Source organism: Enterobacter sp. BNK-16, from assembly GCF_048684955.1.
Taxonomy (GTDB): domain Bacteria; phylum Pseudomonadota; class Gammaproteobacteria; order Enterobacterales; family Enterobacteriaceae; genus Enterobacter; species Enterobacter bugandensis.
Map to the genome: position 1 here is coordinate 3,149,247 of NZ_JBLQTQ010000001.1, position 18,866 is coordinate 3,168,112.

At 54.6% G+C, this 18,866-nt stretch carries 17 protein-coding genes and 1 pseudogene; 7 read left to right on the plus strand and 11 right to left on the minus strand.

Annotation, left to right across the window (positions count from 1 at the left end):
- Positions 1 to 65: 65 nt before the first annotated feature.
- Together ACMGGH_RS15165 and ACMGGH_RS15170 are read left to right on the plus strand one after the other, a co-directional pair.
- Entirely contained in the window at positions 66 to 1,046 is a 981-nt protein-coding gene (locus ACMGGH_RS15165) for an MBL fold metallo-hydrolase (protein WP_232948159.1), read from the plus strand.
- A gap of 15 nt (positions 1,047 to 1,061) precedes the next feature.
- Positions 1,062 to 1,916 (plus strand): alpha/beta fold hydrolase, encoded by an 855-nt coding sequence (locus tag ACMGGH_RS15170; RefSeq protein ID WP_232948160.1) that lies wholly within the window; start codon positions 1,062 to 1,064, stop codon positions 1,914 to 1,916.
- A gap of 38 nt (positions 1,917 to 1,954) precedes the next feature.
- Here the strand turns inward: ACMGGH_RS15170 and ACMGGH_RS15175 are convergent, their stop codons facing one another.
- A complete protein-coding gene (locus ACMGGH_RS15175) occupies positions 1,955 to 3,487 on the minus strand; it encodes a YdgA family protein (protein WP_232948161.1) in 1,533 nt (510 codons plus the stop codon).
- Between the two features lie 99 nt (positions 3,488 to 3,586).
- Entirely contained in the window at positions 3,587 to 4,762 is a 1,176-nt protein-coding gene (gene manA / locus ACMGGH_RS15180) for a mannose-6-phosphate isomerase (RefSeq protein WP_232948162.1), read from the minus strand.
- 199 nt (positions 4,763 to 4,961) lie between these two features.
- Between manA and fumA the strand changes: the two genes are divergently transcribed.
- Positions 4,962 to 6,608 carry a class I fumarate hydratase FumA gene (gene fumA, locus ACMGGH_RS15185; protein ID WP_028012930.1) on the plus strand — a complete coding sequence of 549 codons (1,647 nt, stop codon included), beginning with the start codon at positions 4,962 to 4,964 and terminating at the stop codon, positions 6,606 to 6,608.
- A 137-nt stretch (positions 6,609 to 6,745) separates the two neighbouring features.
- On the plus strand, positions 6,746 to 8,140 hold the full coding sequence (gene fumC, locus ACMGGH_RS15190; protein ID WP_028012931.1) for a class II fumarate hydratase: 1,395 nt from the start codon (positions 6,746 to 6,748) through the stop codon (positions 8,138 to 8,140).
- On the opposite strand, the gene tus is transcribed toward fumC, so the two are convergent.
- Together tus and rstB are read right to left on the minus strand one after the other, a co-directional pair.
- Positions 8,141 to 9,070 carry a DNA replication terminus site-binding protein gene (gene tus, locus ACMGGH_RS15195; RefSeq protein ID WP_232948163.1) on the minus strand — a complete coding sequence of 310 codons (930 nt, stop codon included), beginning with the start codon at positions 9,068 to 9,070 and terminating at the stop codon, positions 8,141 to 8,143.
- Between the two features lie 73 nt (positions 9,071 to 9,143).
- Positions 9,144 to 10,442, minus strand: coding sequence for a two-component system sensor histidine kinase RstB (gene rstB / locus ACMGGH_RS15200; protein WP_028012933.1), 1,299 nt, complete (start codon positions 10,440 to 10,442; stop codon positions 9,144 to 9,146).
- Positions 10,443 to 10,754: 312 nt separating this feature from the next.
- Between rstB and ACMGGH_RS15205 the strand changes: the two are divergent.
- Positions 10,755 to 10,931: pseudogene (locus ACMGGH_RS15205) on the plus strand (KilA-N domain-containing protein); the annotation flags it as partial.
- 42 nt (positions 10,932 to 10,973) lie between these two features.
- On the opposite strand, the gene ACMGGH_RS15210 reads toward ACMGGH_RS15205, so the two are convergent.
- Complete coding sequence (locus tag ACMGGH_RS15210) at positions 10,974 to 11,360, minus strand: hypothetical protein (RefSeq protein WP_047368427.1); 387 nt, start codon at positions 11,358 to 11,360, stop codon at positions 10,974 to 10,976.
- A gap of 575 nt (positions 11,361 to 11,935) precedes the next feature.
- Positions 11,936 to 12,577 (minus strand): HD domain-containing protein, encoded by a 642-nt coding sequence (locus ACMGGH_RS15215; RefSeq protein WP_048999474.1) that lies wholly within the window; start codon positions 12,575 to 12,577, stop codon positions 11,936 to 11,938.
- 117 nt (positions 12,578 to 12,694) lie between these two features.
- Here ACMGGH_RS15215 and ACMGGH_RS15220 point away from each other — a divergent pair, with 117 nt between their 5' ends.
- Positions 12,695 to 13,657 (plus strand): GlxA family transcriptional regulator, encoded by a 963-nt coding sequence (locus ACMGGH_RS15220; RefSeq protein WP_232948165.1) that lies wholly within the window; start codon positions 12,695 to 12,697, stop codon positions 13,655 to 13,657.
- Between the two features lie 158 nt (positions 13,658 to 13,815).
- Here the strand turns inward: ACMGGH_RS15220 and ACMGGH_RS15225 are convergent, their stop codons facing one another.
- Together ACMGGH_RS15225 and rstA are read right to left on the minus strand one after the other, a co-directional pair.
- Complete coding sequence (locus tag ACMGGH_RS15225) at positions 13,816 to 14,076, minus strand: hypothetical protein (RefSeq protein WP_207118989.1); 261 nt, start codon at positions 14,074 to 14,076, stop codon at positions 13,816 to 13,818.
- Positions 14,077 to 14,320: 244 nt separating this feature from the next.
- Positions 14,321 to 15,037, minus strand: a complete 717-nt coding sequence (gene rstA / locus ACMGGH_RS15230) for a two-component system response regulator RstA (protein ID WP_028012938.1) — start codon at positions 15,035 to 15,037, stop codon at positions 14,321 to 14,323.
- A gap of 128 nt (positions 15,038 to 15,165) precedes the next feature.
- Here rstA and ACMGGH_RS15235 point away from each other — a divergent pair, with 128 nt between their 5' ends.
- Positions 15,166 to 15,501: a GlpM family protein gene (locus ACMGGH_RS15235; RefSeq protein WP_014883596.1), complete on the plus strand. Its 336-nt coding sequence runs from the start codon at positions 15,166 to 15,168 to the stop codon at positions 15,499 to 15,501.
- Here ACMGGH_RS15235 and folM read toward each other — a convergent pair.
- The 3 genes from folM to ydgH all read right to left on the minus strand — a co-directional run bounded on the left by folM (position 15,498) and on the right by ydgH (position 18,771).
- Positions 15,498 to 16,220, minus strand: coding sequence for a dihydromonapterin reductase (folM, locus tag ACMGGH_RS15240; RefSeq protein WP_028012939.1), 723 nt, complete (start codon positions 16,218 to 16,220; stop codon positions 15,498 to 15,500). The two genes, ACMGGH_RS15235 and folM, sit on opposite strands and share 4 nt — an antisense overlap.
- 39 nt (positions 16,221 to 16,259) lie before the next feature.
- Positions 16,260 to 17,642, minus strand: a complete 1,383-nt coding sequence (locus tag ACMGGH_RS15245; protein ID WP_232948166.1) for an amino acid permease — start codon at positions 17,640 to 17,642, stop codon at positions 16,260 to 16,262.
- 184 nt (positions 17,643 to 17,826) lie between these two features.
- Positions 17,827 to 18,771, minus strand: a complete 945-nt coding sequence (gene ydgH, locus ACMGGH_RS15250) for a DUF1471 family protein YdgH (protein ID WP_232948167.1) — start codon at positions 18,769 to 18,771, stop codon at positions 17,827 to 17,829.
- Between the last annotated feature and the right edge of the window lie 95 nt (positions 18,772 to 18,866).

Here is an 18,866-nt window from a genome sequence, read left to right on the forward strand (position 1 = left end):
ACAGTATTTATCGTTACGCTGCCATAGTCTCTTCACAACCTGAAAAATATCAATCTGGAGTGAAGATGAAAAAGTTGAAAACGGTTCTGGCATTCAGCAGTCTGTTGCTGGTAAGTGCCGCCTGGGCTGACGCACCTGCGCAGGTGAAGCAGCAGGTCCCCGGATATTATCGTCTGGCGATAGGGGAATATGAGGTCACGGCGCTGTTCGACGGCTATAACGACCTTTCGCCGTCTTTACTCCACGGTCTTTCAGACGACAAGGTTCGTAAACTGCTGGCTCAGCATAAAATCGATGCCGAACGCATGCCGACCGCTTTTAACGCTTTCCTGGTTAATACCGCTAAACATCTGGTCATGATTGACAGCGGAGCGGGGCACTGCGTGCCGGAAACGGCCGGCCAGCTGGTTAACAATATGAAAGCATCAGGCTATCGTCCCGAGCAGGTTGATACCATTTTCCTGACTCACCTGCATCTTGACCACGTGTGTGGCCTGAGCGATGCAGACGGTAAAGCGTTGTTCCCCAATGCCACCGTCTATGTACCGCAGGGGGAGGCCGACTACTGGCTTGATCCTGCAAAAGAAGCGAGCGCGCCGGCTAATGCGAAAGAGTATTTCGCTATTGCCCGAAAAGCACTGTCTGATTATAAAGCCTCCGGACATCTCAAAACCTTCGTTCCGCCAGCTTCGCCGATCCCGGAAGTCCAGACGGCCTATGCCGTTGGCCATACGCCCGGCAGTACCGTTTATCGCTTTGCGTCGCAGGGGAAGGCTATTAACTTCATTGGGGATCTGATTCATGCGCCAGCCGTCCAGTTCCCGCATCCTGAAGTGTCTATTCGCTTTGATGTCGATTCGAAAAAAGCCATCTCGTCCCGGGCGCAGGAGTTTAACGCCCTGGCGAAAGACGGCGAGTGGATGGCCGCTGCGCATCTGCCTTTCCCCGGTATTGGGCATATCACCGCCTGGCAGCAGGGCTATAGCTGGAACCCTGTAAATTACGGTCCTTATCAACGTGCGGCCAACGTGCCTCTGCTGAAATAAAGTGAGGTTATGAATATGAAAAGTTACACCGTAACGGCAAACGGCATTCGCCAGTTTGTGGTTGAAGAGGGTGAAGGCGCGCCGGTTATTCTTCTGCACGGTTTTCCTGAAACAAACTATGCCTGGCGCTACCAGATACCTGTATTGTCCCGGCACTACCGCGTCATCGCGCCGGATTTGCGAGGATATGGCGAAACGGATAAACCGGCTTCTGGCTATGATAAACGGAACATGGCCCGGGATATCCGGGAGCTAATGCGTGCGCTGGGGTTACAGAAGGTGGTGCTGGTGGGGCACGATCGCGGGGCGCGCGTCGCGACGCGGTTTGCAAAAGATTACCCTGAGCTGGTGGATCGTCTGGTGGTCATGGATAACGTGCCAACGCGTATCGTGGCGCGCGATTTGAATGCGTCCATCGCCCGTGCATACTGGTTCTTCCTGTTCCATCTTGTGCCCGATCTGCCGGAAGCGCTGATTGCAGGACGTGAAAATATCTGGCTGCGCTACTTTTTCTCGGACTGGACCTACGATCCGTCAACCATCAGCGGCGAGGCGTTTGACACCTATGTGCGCGCGTATCAGGCGCCCGGAGCCGTGCGAGGCGCGATGGCTGACTATCGCGCCAACGCGGAAGACGTGGCGCAGGATCTTGCCGACGCTGACGTGAAAATCGCCTGTCCGGTAATGTCGCTGTGGGGCAATGATTTTCACGCGGTCGGCAAGCTTTTCGATATGCAAAGCGTCTGGGCTGAAATGGCGGATAACCTGCGGGCGCAGGGTATCGACGAGTGCGGCCATCTTCCTCAGGAGGAACAGCCTGAGAAAGTTAACGCCTTGCTGCTGGATTTCCTGCAGGGATGGAAAGGATAAGGGCAATAAAAAACCCCTCTTGCGAGGGGTCTTGACGTTTACTGCTGCGGTGCCGCCGGTACGGCTGGCGCTGCGGGTTCAGCCGGTTCCGGCATTCCCAGCGTCGGCATACCAAACATGCCAACAAACTCTTCCAGCGGCATTTTGTCGCCGTTCAGCGTTACCTGGCCGTTGGCATATTGCAGGCTGGTGGAAATGGTGTTGTCTTCCACTTTGGTGATGCGGAACATCTGACCCATCGCCGCCAGACCTTTCACCTGCTGGTTCGCCAGCTTGCCGGCATCTTCATCGCCGTAGCCTTCCAGCTTCGCAATCTGGGTCATAAACTCGGTCGCCATATCCATCGGGATGGTCAGCTTGCTGTCGAGCGACTTCACGCTGCGATCCACTTCCTGCGCCAGAGTCTGCGGTTCACCCGTGGCGGCTGCAGGATCTTTCAGGAACAGCGACAGGTTAAAGCTGGTTTCGCCTTTGCTGTTTTTCCAGCTCAGCGGCGCAACGGTGACCACCGGCTGGCCTTTCAGCAGGATTGGCAGGTTATTGAACAGCACCGCCATCGCCTGCTGCTGGTACACTTCCGGGTTCTGCTGCAGCGCGGCGTCGGTCAGCAGCGCCTGGCTCTCTTTGCTGTATTTCTGGCTAAATTCGTGCCATGCCTGGCCGTCGATATTGCCGATCTTCAGCGACAGCTTGCCGGTGCCCAGATCCTGATTCTGCACTTTCAGGCTCTTCAGCGTGTAATCCAGCTGGGTATTGATGCTCTTACCGTCTTTGGATACGTCGGATTGACCGTTAACGTCCATGCCTTCCAGCACGGCCATCTCTTTTCCTTCAATTGCGATAGCAATTTTATCCACGGAGAGCTTCTGATCGCCGATACGCTCTTTAAAGTCGGTCATACGGCTGTTGCCGTCGGCTTTCAGGTTGTTGAAGGTGAGCTGAACTTTTTGGTTATATTCGTTCACGGCGTTGACCAGGCCGCTTTCCGCTTCACCCGTCATGGAGAAGACGTTGCCGTCCCGATCCGCATCAAGTTTGAAATGGCCACCGCTGAAGGCGACTTTTTCGTTCTCTTTCTCGTAGTTCAGCGGTTTCAGCGCGATATCAGAACTGGTATCACCGGAGTAGCTAATACGGGTGTTAATGTCGAAAGGTGATTCATTCTTCGCCAGGTCAAACAGCGGTTTAGTGACGTCGTTATTCACCAGTACGGTATGAACGGACGCCATGGACGGGATCAGGTTAAACGACTTTAGCTGCGCCAGCGGCAGCGGACCGTGGCTTACCATTTCATCCAGCACCACGCTCTGTCCCGGCTTCAGCCAGCCGTTTGCCGCACCGGCCACCGGCTTCACCACCAGCTGCATGCGGCTGGTGAACACGCCGCGCTGATAGTTCTGGTAGCTCAGCTCCAGACCCGCCTCCGGCGCGCTGCGCTTAATTTCTCCGTTAGCCTGCGCCACCATCTCAGCCAGACGGCCTTCCAGCTGTTTCCCGGTAAACCAGGAGGCACCCGTCCAGACCACGCCTAACGCTACAATCACTCCAACCGCTACGACCGATTTTTTCATTGCGACTATCCCTAAAATGAAACCAGGCGGTAAAAACCGCCCGGAGATATTAAGCCTTCAACTAGCTTAGCAAGAGTTGTTAAAAAATTCAGTAAGTGCTTAAAGCTTATTAAAAACGCGCGCCAGGCGACCGGTGCCGCTCACGCTGACCGGGGACTCATTGGCTGCAACGAATGCTGACTCGCCAGGCTGGAGAACCAGACGCTGCTCGCCTTTGCGCAGCGTTGCTTCGCCCTCGACGCAGAACAGGATCGCCGCGCTCTCCTGTGCGATTGTCGTTTCCGTCTGATTGAGGTCGTGCAGGGAGAACGCAAAATCCTCAACCGGAATCGGGAAGTCCAGCTCTGCGCCGTTTTTCACCGGCTGAGTCAGCAGCTCCGCGGCAGGCTTCGCTACAAACTTCACGTTGGCAACCAGCTCAGGGATGTCGATATATTTCGGCGTCAGGCCCGCGCGCAACACGTTGTCAGAGTTGGCCATTACCTCCAGCGCTACGCCCTGCAGGTAGGCGTGCGGGGTTTCCGCGAACAGGAACATCGCTTCGCCCGGGTTCAGCTTCACCACGTTCAGCAGCAGAGGGGAGAACAGGCCGCTGTCGTCCGGGTAGAATTCGGAAATCAGACGGATGGTTTCCCACGGTTCACCTTGCTGGCTGTCCAGGGCGGCCTTCAGCACCGCCAGCGCGTGAGATTTCTCTTCCCCCTGCATATTCAGCAGGCTGGCAAACAGCTGGCTCAGCGCCTCGGCGTTCGGGTTTTCAAGGAAATGCGCGATAGCTTTGTTGGCACCCGCGACCGGTTGCAGCAGAGAGATAATCTCTGAAAACTCGCGGAACGCGTTCATCGCCAGGAACGGGGTCAGCGCAAAGACCAGCTCCGGCTTGTGGTTAGGATCTTTGTAGTTACGCTCGGCGGCGTCCAGCGGGATGCCCGCCGCGTTCTCTTTGGCAAAGCCGATTTCAGACGCTTTCTTGTTCGGGTGAACCTGGATGGAGAGCGGCTGGTCGGCGCACAGCACCTTAAACAGGAACGGCAGTTCGCCAAAGCGCTGAGCCACCTTGTCGCCCAGCAGTGCGGCTTTATCGGCATCAATCACGTCACGCAGGCTGCGTACCTGGCCGCTGGCGTCTTCAATTTTTGAGCTGCTCTTCGGGTGCGCCCCCATCCACAGTTCCGCCATCGGCAGGTTGTTCGGGTTCGCGATACCGTAGAGATCCGTTAACGCAGTTTTACTTCCCCAGGCGTAGTTTTGCACTGAGTTAATGAGTTTTTGCATTATCAAGCCCTGATTCAAATGTGGAATTAACTCCGGGTATTAAAGCAATAAACTACGTGGAAGTAACCTGTGGATGTAAAAAGTCGTACTAGTCTCAGTTTTTGTTAAAAAATTGTGTAGGATAAGCTGACTCGCTTTTAAGCCGGGCAGCGGAACATCTGCCCTGAATAAACAGACCGAAGCAGTAAGTGAGAGAACAATGTCGAATAAACCCTTCCATTATCAGGATCCTTTCCCCCTCAGTAAGGATCAGACCGAGTATTACCTGTTAACCCGCGATCACGTCTCCGTCTCTGAGTTTGAAGGACAAGAGATCCTCAAGGTGGATCCGCAGGCGCTGACGCTGCTGGCGCAGCACGCTTTCCACGATGCCTCCTTTATGCTCCGCCCCGCGCATCAGCAGCAGGTTGCCGATATTCTGAGCGACCCGGAAGCCAGCGAAAACGACAAGTACGTTGCCCTGCAGTTCCTGCGTAACTCCGACATCGCGGCGAAAGGCATTCTGCCAACGTGCCAGGATACCGGCACGGCGATCATCGTCGGTAAAAAAGGCCAGCGCGTCTGGACCGGCGGCGGTGACGAAGCGGCGCTGGCTCACGGCGTCTACAACACCTACACCGAAGACAACCTGCGCTATTCGCAAAACGCGGCGCTGGACATGTACAAAGAGGTCAACACCGGCACCAACCTGCCAGCACAGATTGACCTCTACAGCGTCGACGGTGACGAGTACAAATTCCTCTGTATTGCCAAAGGCGGCGGTTCGGCCAACAAAACCTATCTCTACCAGGAAACCAAAGCGCTGCTCACTCCGGGCAAGCTGAAGAACTACCTGGTTGAGAAGATGCGCACCCTCGGCACCGCGGCGTGCCCGCCGTACCATATCGCGTTTGTGATTGGCGGTACCTCGGCGGAAAGCACGCTGAAGACCGTGAAGCTGGCCTCAACCAAATACTACGACGGCCTGCCAACCGAAGGTAACGAGCACGGTCAGGCGTTCCGCGACGTGCAGCTTGAACAGGAGCTGCTGGAAGAGGCGCGTAATCTGGGGCTCGGGGCGCAGTTTGGCGGTAAGTACTTCGCCCACGACGTGCGCGTGATCCGTCTTCCGCGCCACGGTGCCTCCTGTCCGGTCGGGATGGGCGTCTCCTGCTCTGCGGATCGCAACATCAAGGCCAAGATCAACCGCGAAGGCGTGTGGATCGAAAAACTGGAAAACAACCCGGGTAAATACATTCCGGAAGCGCTGCGTAAAGCGGGCGAGGGGGAAGCGGTTCGCGTTGACCTGAACCGTCCGATGAAGGAGATTCTGGCGCAGCTGTCTCAGTATCCGGTTTCGACCCGTCTCTCACTCAACGGCACGATTATCGTGGGCCGCGACATCGCGCACGCGAAGCTGAAAGAGCGTCTGGACAACGGCGAAGGGCTGCCGCAGTACATTAAAGATCACCCGATCTACTACGCGGGCCCGGCGAAAACGCCTGAAGGCTATGCCTCCGGCTCGTTAGGCCCAACCACGGCAGGGCGTATGGACTCGTACGTTGATCAGCTGCAGGCCAACGGCGGCAGCATGATCATGCTGGCGAAAGGCAACCGCAGCCAGCAGGTGACGGACGCGTGCCACAAGCACGGCGGCTTCTACCTCGGCAGCATCGGCGGCCCGGCGGCGGTTCTGGCGCAGGGCAGCATCAAGAGCCTGGAGTGCGTGGAATACCCGGAGCTGGGTATGGAAGCGATCTGGAAAATCGAAGTGGAAGACTTCCCGGCGTTTATCCTGGTGGATGACAAAGGCAACGACTTCTTCAAGCAGATCCAGTCGTCCCAGTGTTCGGCGTGCGTGAAGTAAATTGAAAAAAACGGGTGGCGCCGCCGCCACCCGACATCAAAAAGAGCGCACAAAGCGCCATACCGTTTCTCAGAAGTCATCAATACTTATCCCTTAAGCATGTGAGCAATCCCTCTTTTGTTATCAAGGAGAAAGTAATGACCACGGTACGCCATGAGAAAGACTCGATGGGCGCCATCGACGTCCCGGCCGATAAGCTATGGGGCGCGCAAACCCAGCGTTCGCTGGAGCACTTCCGTATTTCGACCGAAAAAATGCCCGTCTCGCTGATTCAGGCGCTGGCGCTGACCAAACGCGCCGCCGCGAAAGTGAACCAGGATTTGGGCCTGCTGGACGCCGATAAAGCCACCGCCATTATCAACGCCGCAGACGAAGTGCTGGCGGGAAAGCATCCTGACGAATTTCCCCTTGCTATCTGGCAGACCGGTTCCGGTACCCAGAGCAACATGAACATGAACGAAGTGCTGGCGAACCGGGCGAGCGAGCTGCTGGGCGGCGTGCGCGGCATGGAACGTAAGGTCCACCCGAACGATGACGTCAACAAAAGCCAGAGCTCTAACGACGTCTTCCCGACGGCGATGCACGTGGCGGCGGTAATCGCCATTCGCGAGCAGCTTATCCCGCAGCTCAACGTGCTCAAATCCACGCTTAACGAGAAAGCGCAGGCCTTCCGCGACATCGTCAAGATTGGCCGTACGCACCTGCAGGACGCCACGCCTTTGACGCTCGGCCAGGAGATTTCCGGCTGGGTGGCGATGCTGGAACACAACCTGAAGCATATCGAGAACAGCCTGCCGCACCTGGCGGAGCTGGCGCTCGGTGGGACGGCGGTCGGTACCGGGTTAAACACCCATCCAGAATACGCGGTGCGCGTGGCGGAGGAGCTTGCTGCCATCACCGGACAGCCGTTCGTCACGGCGCCCAATAAGTTCGAAGCGCTGGCGACCTGCGATGCGCTGGTCCACACCCACGGCGCGCTGAAGGGGCTGGCGGCCTCGCTGATGAAAATTGCTAACGACGTGCGCTGGCTGGCCTCGGGCCCGCGCTGCGGCATCGGTGAAATCAGCATCCCGGAAAACGAGCCGGGCAGCTCCATCATGCCGGGTAAAGTGAACCCGACCCAGTGCGAAGCCATGACCATGCTTTGCTGCCAGGTGATGGGCAACGACGTGGCCGTCAACATGGGCGGTGCGTCCGGCAACTTCGAGCTGAACGTCTATCGCCCGATGGTGATCCACAACGTGCTGCAATCTGTTCGTCTGCTGGCGGACGGGATGGAGAGCTTTAACGAGCATTGCGCGGTGGGGATTGAGCCCAATCGCGAACGCATCAGCCAGCTGCTCAATGAATCTCTGATGCTGGTCACCGCGCTCAATACCCATATTGGCTACGACAAGGCCGCCGAGATCGCCAAAAAAGCGCATAAAGAGGGGCTGACGCTGAAAGCCTCCGCCCTGGCGCTGGGCTATCTCACGGAGGCGGAGTTTGACGCCTGGGTTCGCCCGGAAGCGATGGTCGGTAGCCTGAAATAATCATCCCGCCACGTACAGGTGCAGCCGAGGAATAATCAGCTGTAGCGGCTGCGCCTGAGGTCTGTAACGGTGCTGAACATTGTCAGCATCGTAATTCAGCAGTTCCCCAATATCGGGTACCACCGCGCCCTGATCGGCATCGTAAAGCGCAATCAGCGGCGTCGGGCAGGCATACTGTACCTGCTTTTGCTGACCGGAATACCAGACGCGAGCGATAGGCTGCACCTTCACCGGGCGCTTTATCTTCAGGCGCGCATCCGCTGGCAGCGAGGCGATGCTGTGGTACTCCTGCTCCAGGCGCTCAATCCACTGCTCCCGCGACCACGGCGCGACGGTGCGCGGCGTCTTCAGGCTTTTTTCCAGTTGGGCCAGAATCTCATCCCGGGTGAAGTTTTTAATGATGTGCTTATTCGCCCAGCCGAAGCGCAGCGTAGCGGGGTGACGCAGTACCGTCAGCGTCCGATAGGCATTCAGGGTAATCAGCCCCGGAAGCTGTCGGTGCACCCACTCGAACCGCGCGGCAGGCGCGAGGCCGGACTCTTCGGTGATGATCTTTTCAAAGGCCGCTTTCAGGGTGTTGATATGCGCAATCTGGCTTTCCAGCGCTTCGCGCGATGTCGCATCGGTTTGCAGGCAGATGACCCCCGGCAGGCGCACGGCGGCCTTGCTGCTTCGGTTTTCTGACTGCTGCTGGATAAACAGGCGACGATAGTGTTTTAGCGCCTGCTCAAGGGCCGCGCTGCCGATGTGCTGTTCGACCTCGATGGTGTCCAGCGGATCGTGCTCGGCTCCCTTAGCCACATCCGGCAGGGTAAAGACGCGCGCGGCCAGCAGGCGGCAGGCCTGCAAACGCTCGGTCAGGGTCAGGAGTTCGTGTTCTATTTCCCGAAACGTGCCGTTAAGCCGTTCGATGAGATCGTAGTTCGCCATAAACACCCTCATTAGTTACAACATACTTATCATATAGCACAGCACGCCGGGTCAGGCCAGCGTGCGGTTGAGGTCAGGCAGGAACGGGAAGGGCGATGTTATGGTACACCGGCCAGCTAAAGCAGAAGCGCGCGCCGCCGAGCTCGCTCTCCTCGCAATGCACCGTGCCGCCCATCGCCTGCGCGATAGAGTAGACAATCGCCAACCCCAGGCCGCATCCGCCGGTGGCGCGATCGCGGCTGGGATCGAGGCGGACAAACGGTTCAAACACGGTTTCTCGCGCTTCCGGGGCAATTCCCGGTCCGTCGTCCTCCACCGTCAGGCTGGCCCGGTTGCCCTGCAAATCCAGGCCAATCTGGAGTGTACTTTCGCTGTAGCGCATGGCGTTGTTCATCAGGTTGTCCAGCACGCGCTCCATCAGGCGCATATCGAGCGCGCCGTAGTCACCCGGCGTGACGCGCGTCAACAGCGTGCGCTGCGGATTTACGCTCTGAACGTCATCAATGTGGGTTTGCAGCCAGGCGGGCAGATCCGGCGTGGTGAGGTTCAGCTCGTTTTGCGGGCGGTCGAGACGCGCGTAGGTCAGCAGCTCCTCAATCAGCGCTTCAAGCTGGCCAATGTCGCGGTTAAGCGCCTGATTCTCTGCCTCGGTCAGATTCTCGCTCATCTCCAGACGGTAGCGCAGGCGAACCAGCGGCGTGCGCAGCTCGTGCGCAATTCCGTCGATAAGCTGCTTCTTACTGGCGATTAGGGCGTTGATGTTATCGGCCATCTGGTTAAAGGCCACGCCCAGACGCTCAAAGCTGGAACCGCTGTCGAAGTGAATGCGTTCAGTAAAATGCCCCTCGCCAAAACGCTGCGCGGCGGATTCCAGCTTCAGCATGTCCTGCCAGTGGGGCCGCATCCAGATAAAGACCGGAAATGCGAGCGAAATGGCGATAAAGGCCATCAGCGCCATGTCCAGCAGGCGCATCTGATGGAGATAATAGAGATAGGGCACCGGCCCGACGGCCAGCACATAATGGCTGCGCGGAATGCGCTGGATAAAGGTGTATTTCTCATCCAGCGCGACGATGTCCCCGTCGCGCAGACGCTGCATGGCGGGCGGGTCCAGATCGAAATCTTTTAACGGCTCAATGCGTAAATCGAATGACAGATTGAGATCCAGCTCTTTCAGGGTTTTCGCCCAGTCGTGTGGCGGGATCTCTCTCAGCTCGCTGCGCATCAAATAGAGCGAGCTTTTCATCAGATCGTCCAACGACTGCCGGCCCGCACGTTCGGCGGTGAATTTATAAACCAGGCCGACCAGCATGGTCATCACCAGGAAGCAGACAAACAGTAAAAGATAAAACTGCACAAACAGCTTTTTCATTAAATATCACCGGGACATCAAGTAATTAACTACTTTGTTTTGACCTTCAGGAGCACTTTAGGGGCATTTGCATATCCGCCAAAGCGCTGATTCAAAAATGGTACCTGATCGCTATCGAGAACATTTATCCTCGCAGAGTATACATGGAAGACCATCTCTGCATTCTTATCACCCATCTGATTCGCTATAAAAGCAGGATTAGCACCTGCCGACAACATCCAGCACGCGTATGTATGACGCAGCTGATAGGGCGTCTGCGGCGAATGCCCGATCGTTTTATCGTTCGGTAGGCCTGTCTTCTCTTTGAGTTTTGAAGCAATTTCTCGGCTGAACAAGCTTGATCATATTATTAATACCGAAACGAAAGAGGTTAGTCATTGCGCCAGCAAAATGGCCCGGTGGGAAGCTGGTGGTAGGAAACAATTTCTTCATGTGGCTCGTGAGTGGATGATGAGCGAAGTTCAGATTTATTTGCCAGGCTTCAAATAAGTATTCACAGAGAGCCACTTTCACAACGGCTCCCGGATAAAATTACTTCCTGTAAAGGTCGCCTTGACCGGACCTTGCTCTTTCCCAGATTTCATCATCTGAGAGTGTAGTTTCTATGAGTTCAATCGGTGCGCCATTGTCATTAATCATGGCAACAAAGAAACCATCAATGGGCTCATAGGGACCAAGAATTACTTCTTCATCTTCGATAGCTCTTAGCAGGTTGTCCACTTTGAAGGCTACATGAGGCACAGTTTTTATCAGATTGTGGAGTGGAGAACTATCTTTAAATCTATGCCACTGCACACGAAACTGACCTGGGTTATCAACTGTATACATCCCCGCTTTTTCGCTGTATGCACCTTCAAAAACGCCATCCTGTAACGGGATGCCGAAGTGATGAAAAGTATACTTTACGTTTGATTTCATTCTTATCTCGCTAACTAATTAATGACAATGTAATTGAGCATAGGATGTAACTACTGTGGGCAATGTACTAAATATAACAACTAAAGAATACCATACATGATATTCTTCCAACACGAGCGCATTTGTAAGTGGATTTAAAAGGGATATCCCTACAGCGGATAAATCACCTGCTATTACCTTGAGTGGATAAATAGACGTTCATGACTTACATCGACAGATACATTAAACCTGTAAGGGAATCGATTTAACTGCTGGTAATTTTGAAATGATCAATCTGATGCGAGCGTTTGTTCTGAAGGTGTTGAATTTTTTACAAACTTATGCAATTCGCCGCTGATGCCGAAATTCTTAGCAAATTGTACTTAAGCTGCGAAATCTAGATTTATATCTTCCCCGAATCCGGAGAAAAACTCTTTGGTACCGGATGGATAAGACGCAATGCGATGCAATGTGGCTTCACTGGCATACTGTCAGTTGACCGGAAGGAGACTTTCGCACTATTACTCTTATCCGAACATCCCCATGACTGAATAGTACCTGATGCCCCCATCAGGTACTATTCAGTCTGTCCGTTATCAGCCTTGCCAGCGAGACTGTCGGATAATGCTGCAGAAATTCATAGGCTTGAAGAGTGTGTCCTTGTCTGCAAGTACATCCGCTTTTACGTTACCAAATGTCGTGTGCGGCTTGTGTTTGATGCCGTCATAAAAGGCCTGAATAATGTCCTCCTTAAAATGCGGTGTACGTGGGAAACGCTGGGTAACTGCGCTGATTTCTTCCTGTGAGAATACTTCAAAATCAATTCCCAGCACGTCCATTTCTACTCCTGCCGTAAGTAGCGCTATTTCCGGTGCCATGAATTCCGGAATACCCGGCGTGGTGTGGAGGGCAATTGCTGTCCAGACCTTATCAATATCCTGAGTTCCGATGCCATATCTTTCCAGAAACTTCCGTGCTTCGTTTGCACCATCTACTTCAAAACGTTTATCGCAGCTACAGTATTCGCGAGTCAGGCCAATGTCATGGAACATACATCCAATGTACAAAAGCTCAGCATCGGCTTTAACCTCTCTTTTCTGACCGGCCAGAGCCGCCCATTGGTAAACGCGGCTTGAATGGTTAAAAAGCAGATCGGATTCCGTGTCACGAATGAACTCGGTGGCTTCACGGGCCATTTTGCTGTCCGGGATACTGATATCTTCGGTTGTGCGAATCATGAAATACTCCTCTTCTCTGTTGTAGGTATACAGCATAAGGTTTACCTTGAATGTCCCAAAATGTATTTTAAAGACTTTATGGGACATAGAGATGATTCAGGACTCCGGAGACTTAAAATGAGTCATAACGTTTTTATTCTGGCGGTGCCAGGCGTTCAGATGCTTGATGTCTGTGGCCCCATAGATGTGTTTGCTGAGGCTAACCGGGTTCTTAAGCGCAGCTTTTACTCGCTGCGCGTTGTTTCGGTTACCGATCCTGTGATTCGGTCTTCGTCAGGCGTAAAGATAACGGCAGATGCAACCCTGTCAGACTGCGGTGGGCTTACGGCAGATACATTCCTTGTTGCCGGCGCGCCGGATATTGCTTATTACCAGCCGGACCCCCGTGTGCTGGATGGAATTAACGCACTCTGCGAGTCAAGCAAGCGGTTTGGTTCAGTTTGTACGGGGGCATTACTCCTGGCGCTCACCGGAAAGCTAAATGGAAAAAGAGTGACCACGCATTGGGCATGTGCGAAAACCCTTTCCGCCAGGCATCCCCAAATAATCGTAGAGGCAGATGCGTTGTATGTTGACGATGGGCGAGTGAGAACGGCGGCGGGCGTTACTTCAGGCCTGGATTTGGCACTGCGACTTGTTGAAGAAGATCTCGGTAGGGAGGTTGCGGCAGAAGTCGCCGATCAAATGGTCATGTTTTTCCGGCGTCCAGTTAACCAGTCTCACTTTATGAGGAGCAATACGCTTTCGCTTGATGGCCGTACAGCTCTTCAGGAGCTCCAGAGATGGGCAATCGCGAATATTAAAGACGTGACAACGGTTGCTATGATGGCAGAGCATATTAACTTCAGCCAGAGGCACCTTACGCGGATATTTCGGCAGGAAATTGGCCTTACCCCGGCGCAGTGGCTCGAACGCGAGCGCGTATCTAGAGCAAAAGTACTGATTGAAAAGGAAAAAATGCCAGCGAAGAAACTTGCCGTTGAATGTGGCTTTTCTGGGCCGGATGTTATGAGGCGAGTATTTTATCGCCTGACAGGAATAACACCTAATGATTACCAGAAAATGACGAGCCGTGAATAGCTTTGCGAACGGGAGAGAAGCTATAGCCTTTCCAGTAAATTGCAGATTTTCTGCACACTAAACTGCACAAACAGCTTTTTCATTGGATCTCACCGAAAAAACGCTATGTGCAGAATATACATGAAAACCCTTCGGTTTTTTCACGTCTGTCGAGCGTGTTATATGGCTTTCGCGCTGTTTTTTACCTTGGCGATGAGTTTTTCGGTCACGGCCAGGCCTTCCGCAATGTGCGTATCAATCACATCCGCCCCGTATTCGCTGATGAGATCCAGCAGTATTTCGTAATACTGGATGAGTTCCAGCAGGTCAAAGAGCGCTTTTTGATCGGTGCGTGAGGGGGAGGTGTGGTTAAGGGTTGCCTGATTAACAATCCACTCAAGATTGGTTTTTATCGCTTCTACCTGACCGTAGCTATACATAATTCATGGGCTTAAATCCTCATTTCAAGATTTCTGGGAGCGATGTCGTGAAAGCTTCACGGCGAAAATGAGTAAAACGATCGCAAGAGCGGGATGAGCTGAAGAAAGGAGAGTCGAGAAGCTAATTATGGAATAGTTTGCGTGCTTAGCAAGTTAAATGTTGCGCAAACGTAAAAATAAATGCGCGAAAGGAGGGCATTTCCGCGCAATGCCTTCAATTCGCGCAGATTATCCTATCCGACGATCAGGTTTCCCAGGCGTGTGGGGCAAACAGATAACCCTTGTTACGCACGGTTTTAATGCGGTAGGGCTCGGTGGCGTTATCCTGCAGTTTTTTGCGTAATCGCGAAATCGCCACGTCAACGCTGCGATCCATACCGTCATAGCTCACGCCACGGAGGTTTTTCAGCAGCGCGTCGCGGTCCATGATTTGCCCGGCATGCGTGGCCAGCTCCCAGAGCAGGTCAAAGTCTGCGGTAGAAAGGGCGATAAGCTCGCCGGAAAGCAGGACCTGGCGGTTAACCGGGTCAATAGACAGCGTACCGAAGCGCAACGCTTTGTGTGGCGTCAGGGACGGCGCGGGCGCTTCGCGTTCGATGCTGGCGTGCTGGCGCAAATGCAGGCGCAGGCGGGCCAGCAGGACGGCAGGCGGTGTGGTTTTCAGAATGTAATCATTGGCGCCCATCTCCAGCGACAGAATATGGTTCATATCGCTGTCCAGTGAGGTAAGCAGAACGATAGGACCGTCCCAGCGGGCGCGCAGGTCCCGGCAGAGCGTCATGCCGTCTTTGCCTGGCAGCATGATGTCCAGCAGCACTAAATCCGGGTTTTCACGGACGACCACCTCTTCGGCACGATCGCCGCGAGGCTCAACAATGACGTCCATATCATGTTTACCCAGATAGGCGGCGATCAATTGCCCGACTTCGGGTTCGTCTTCAACATATACAATCTTATTCATACAGCGTCTGTTTTCGTGAAAAAAGCCAAAATACACCGCGGAACCTTAACCTTCCATTAATCTTTCAAAATTAACGCCGCTTCCGTTATTCTGACGTTTCTTGTTATTTGATTGTTATAGGAAAAAATATGGGGCTGGTGATCAAAGCCGCGCTGGGGGCGCTGGTGGTGTTACTGATTGGCATTCTGGCAAAAACCAAAAACTACTATATTGCCGGGCTTATCCCGCTGTTCCCGACCTTTGCGCTGATTGCCCACTATATTGTGGCCTCTGAGCGGGGTACGGAAGCGCTACGCACGACCATCGTGTTTGGCATGTGGTCAATCATTCCGTACTTTCTCTACCTGCTTTCCCTGTGGTATTTCACCGGTTTTCTGCGGCTTCCCCTGGCGCTGGGCGGGGCAGTGGTCTGCTGGGGGCTCAGCGCCTGGGTGTTAATCTTCTTCTGGAGCCGCTTTCACTAGCGCAGCGGGCGGCCGCCGTCCACGGCAAAGGTTCTGCCGGTGACGTAGCAGCTGGTGAGGAGATAATCCACCAGGTCGATCACCTCTTTTTCGCCTGGGGCAATTTTCATGAGCGACTTATTCAGCGCCTGCTGGCGGTATTCCGCATCATCGTGTTCGTTAAACAAAATCATCGCCGGGGCGATGGCGTTCACCTTTACCTCGGGCGCGAGCTTGCGGGCAAAGGAGCGCGTCATGTTATCCAGCGCGGCTTTGCTGGCCGCGTAGGCGATATGCTTGTCGCTGCCGCGCTCCACCACATAATCGGTAAAGTGAATAATGTCCCCCGCCGCATGCCCGTGGCCGCGCAGCAGATCCTGCAGCGCGTGGTTAAGCAGATAAGGGGCGTTAACGTGGATCTGCAGCATGGCGGAGAGCGTATCGCTGAGGGACGTGCCGGGCTTCTCGGCACACCATGCGCTGGCGTTATGGATCACGGCACGCAACCCCGTCGCGGTGGATTTAACCTGTTCGGCAAAGGCCAGAATGCCTTCGTCGGTGGAAAAATCAGCCTGAATGCAGACCGCTCCGGCTTTGCGCAGCCCCTCAATCGACGGGTATTCCGTACGGTAGCTGACAATGACCGGATGCCGAAGGTTGAGAAAGTGATGGGCGAGGGCGAGGCCGATACGGCGGCCTCCACCGGTGATCAGTATTGGGCGAAGCGGTGCATTTCCCATCGTATTCTCCTTTACAGTTCAACAATGGGAAAGACAGTGCTATCCCATTAACATCCAGGTTGCCGGTACGGCAGCAACCAGTAACAGCCCGATTAAGGCCATTTCACGGCGTTTCAGCGCGTTCTCCAGCTGATGCGTGCGGCGGGCATAGATAAACACCAGCAGACCCGGCGCATACAGCACAACCGACAGCAGCAGATGCATCGGCCCGGAAGCATACAACAACCACAGGCCGTAAATACAGGCCCCTACGCCCACAACATAGTGCACCGGACGCGTGGCGATTTTTAACAAATACGCACCCACTAAGAAATAGGGTACCAGAATCATCTCCGAGGCGATGGTCAGCAGGGTGTTATAGTCTGAACCTGTGAGCCAGATCAGCACCAGACAGACCTGAACGCTGATGTTGGTCAGCCAGAGTGAGGCTGATGGTGCATTATTTTGGTTTTGACGGGCAAACAGGCGGGGAAACGCCTTGTGCGTCGCGGCCAGGAACGGTACTTCAGCCGCCATGATGGTCCAGCTCAGGTAAGCGCCGCAGACGGAGACGATCAGCCCTGCGGCAATCACCACGTCGCCCCACGGGCCGAGCATTTTCACCATCAGGCCTGCCATGGACGGGTTACGCATTTCGGCCAGTTCAGGACGCGCCACCACGCCCAGCGAAAGCAGGGTCACCAGCAGATACACGCCCAGCGCCGCCAGGACGGCCAGCAGCGTGGCGCGGCCCACATCGCGCTTATTACGCGCGCGGGCAGAAACCACGACGGCACCCTCAACGCCGATAAATACCCACAGGGTAATCAGCATCGTGTTTTTCACCTGCTCCCAGACCGGAACGCCCAGCGCAATGCCGCTGAAATCAAGCGAAAACACGTCAAGACGAAACGCGATAAAGGCCAGCACGATAAACAGGCCAAGCGGCACCAGCTTCGCCAGCGTCGCCACCAGGTTGATGCTGGCGGCGGTCTGGACACCGCGCAAAATCAGCCAGTGAACAATCCACAGCAGCACCGAGGCGCCGACGATAGACTGCCAGGTATTACCGTCGCCAAACAGGCGCAGCTCAGGGGTATCGGTAAAGAAACTGAGCGCCGAGAAGACAATTACCAGATAAGAGACGTTGGCGATGACCGCGCACAGCCAGTAGCCCCAGGCAGAACAGAAGCCGATCAGCTCGCCGAAACCTTCACGTGCATAGGTGAAAATGCCGCCGTCCAGATCCGGGCGAATGCGCGTCAGCAACAGCATGGCAAACGCCAGCAGCAATATCCCGACACCGGTAATGCCCCAGCCAATGAGCAGGGCGGCAGGGCTTGCGACGGCCGCCATGTTCTGCGGTAAACTGAATACGCCCGCGCCCAGCATTGAGCTCAATACAAGTGCAGTTAAAGCACTCAGGCCAAGTTTCTTTTCCATTGGCTTCCTGTTATGAAAAGTCCCAATCCAGAATAATTATTTCGCTAAGGCGCATAAAAATGGTGGATCACACTAAGGCGCGGGATTTTACGGAGTGTAACGAAAGCATGCAATGATGTGTGGCAGATTTTCAAAAAAAGTAACAAAAAAGGCGGCATTGCGCCGCCTTTCGTCAACGGTTTTGTTACTTGTACAGATCGGCGCTGATGGTCACGTTGTTACCACGTTCCTGCCACTGGCGGGTGATGTGGTAATACTTCGCCCCTTTCTTCGCCGCACGCTTCGCGACCTGATAAGAGACTTCCGTCATATTGCCGTAGTTGCCGGTAAACTTGATGCTGTCGAACGGCACCATCTGCGCGGCAGTGGCTTTGTTCAGCTCTTCAATTTTGGTGCCGTCCGGCAGCGTCACGGAGTAACGGCCACCTTTCGTGGACTGCGTTTCAAAGAAACGGCCCACTTCAGCGCTTGGCGCCGCAGAGGTGGCTACGCCCGGAATTTCAACTTTCTTCGCTTCTTCGCCGCCTTTGGCTATCGCCGCGCGACCCGCTTCAGAATCCGCAGGGATGGCATCCGGGCTCTGCAGAACGCGTTTTTTCGCATCTTCTTTGTAGATGAATGCGGTAATGCGCTGGTTGCCGCCCTGGTTAGCATCCACCTGACGCACGATAAAGAAAGAGTAGGCACCTTTCTCTTTCGCGGCTTTGGTGATGGCATCGTTCACTTCTGGCTGGCTGCGATAGAAGCCCTGAACGGTAACGGTGTCGTAAGGTTCCAGCTCAATGGCCTGGTCTTTCGGCAGCTCAACGATACCGTTGATCACGCGATTTTTCGGCGCGTCAGCCTTTGGTGCATTATCTTTATACAGCGCAATGGTCACGCGCTGGTTACCGCTGTTGCCGTAATCGGACTGGTCAACTACGTAAAACGAGGCCGCCCCGTTTTTATCCGCGGCTTTTGATGCGGCGGCGACGGCATCGCCAATAGAATTATAACGACCCACAATGACCGTATGGTCAAAAGGTTTTAACGCTGCCGCTTGCTCTGGCGTTAACTCTGTTGCGGCATTCGCAGACAGGGCGGTCGCACAGAGAAGTGCGGACGCCAGGAGTGTGTTCTTAAGCTTCATAAAAATAATCCTTCGCCTTGCGCAAACCATGTACTGGTATTGTTGTTTATTTGAGACGGCCCCGATTATGGCATTTAAAACCCGTCGCTGTCTGC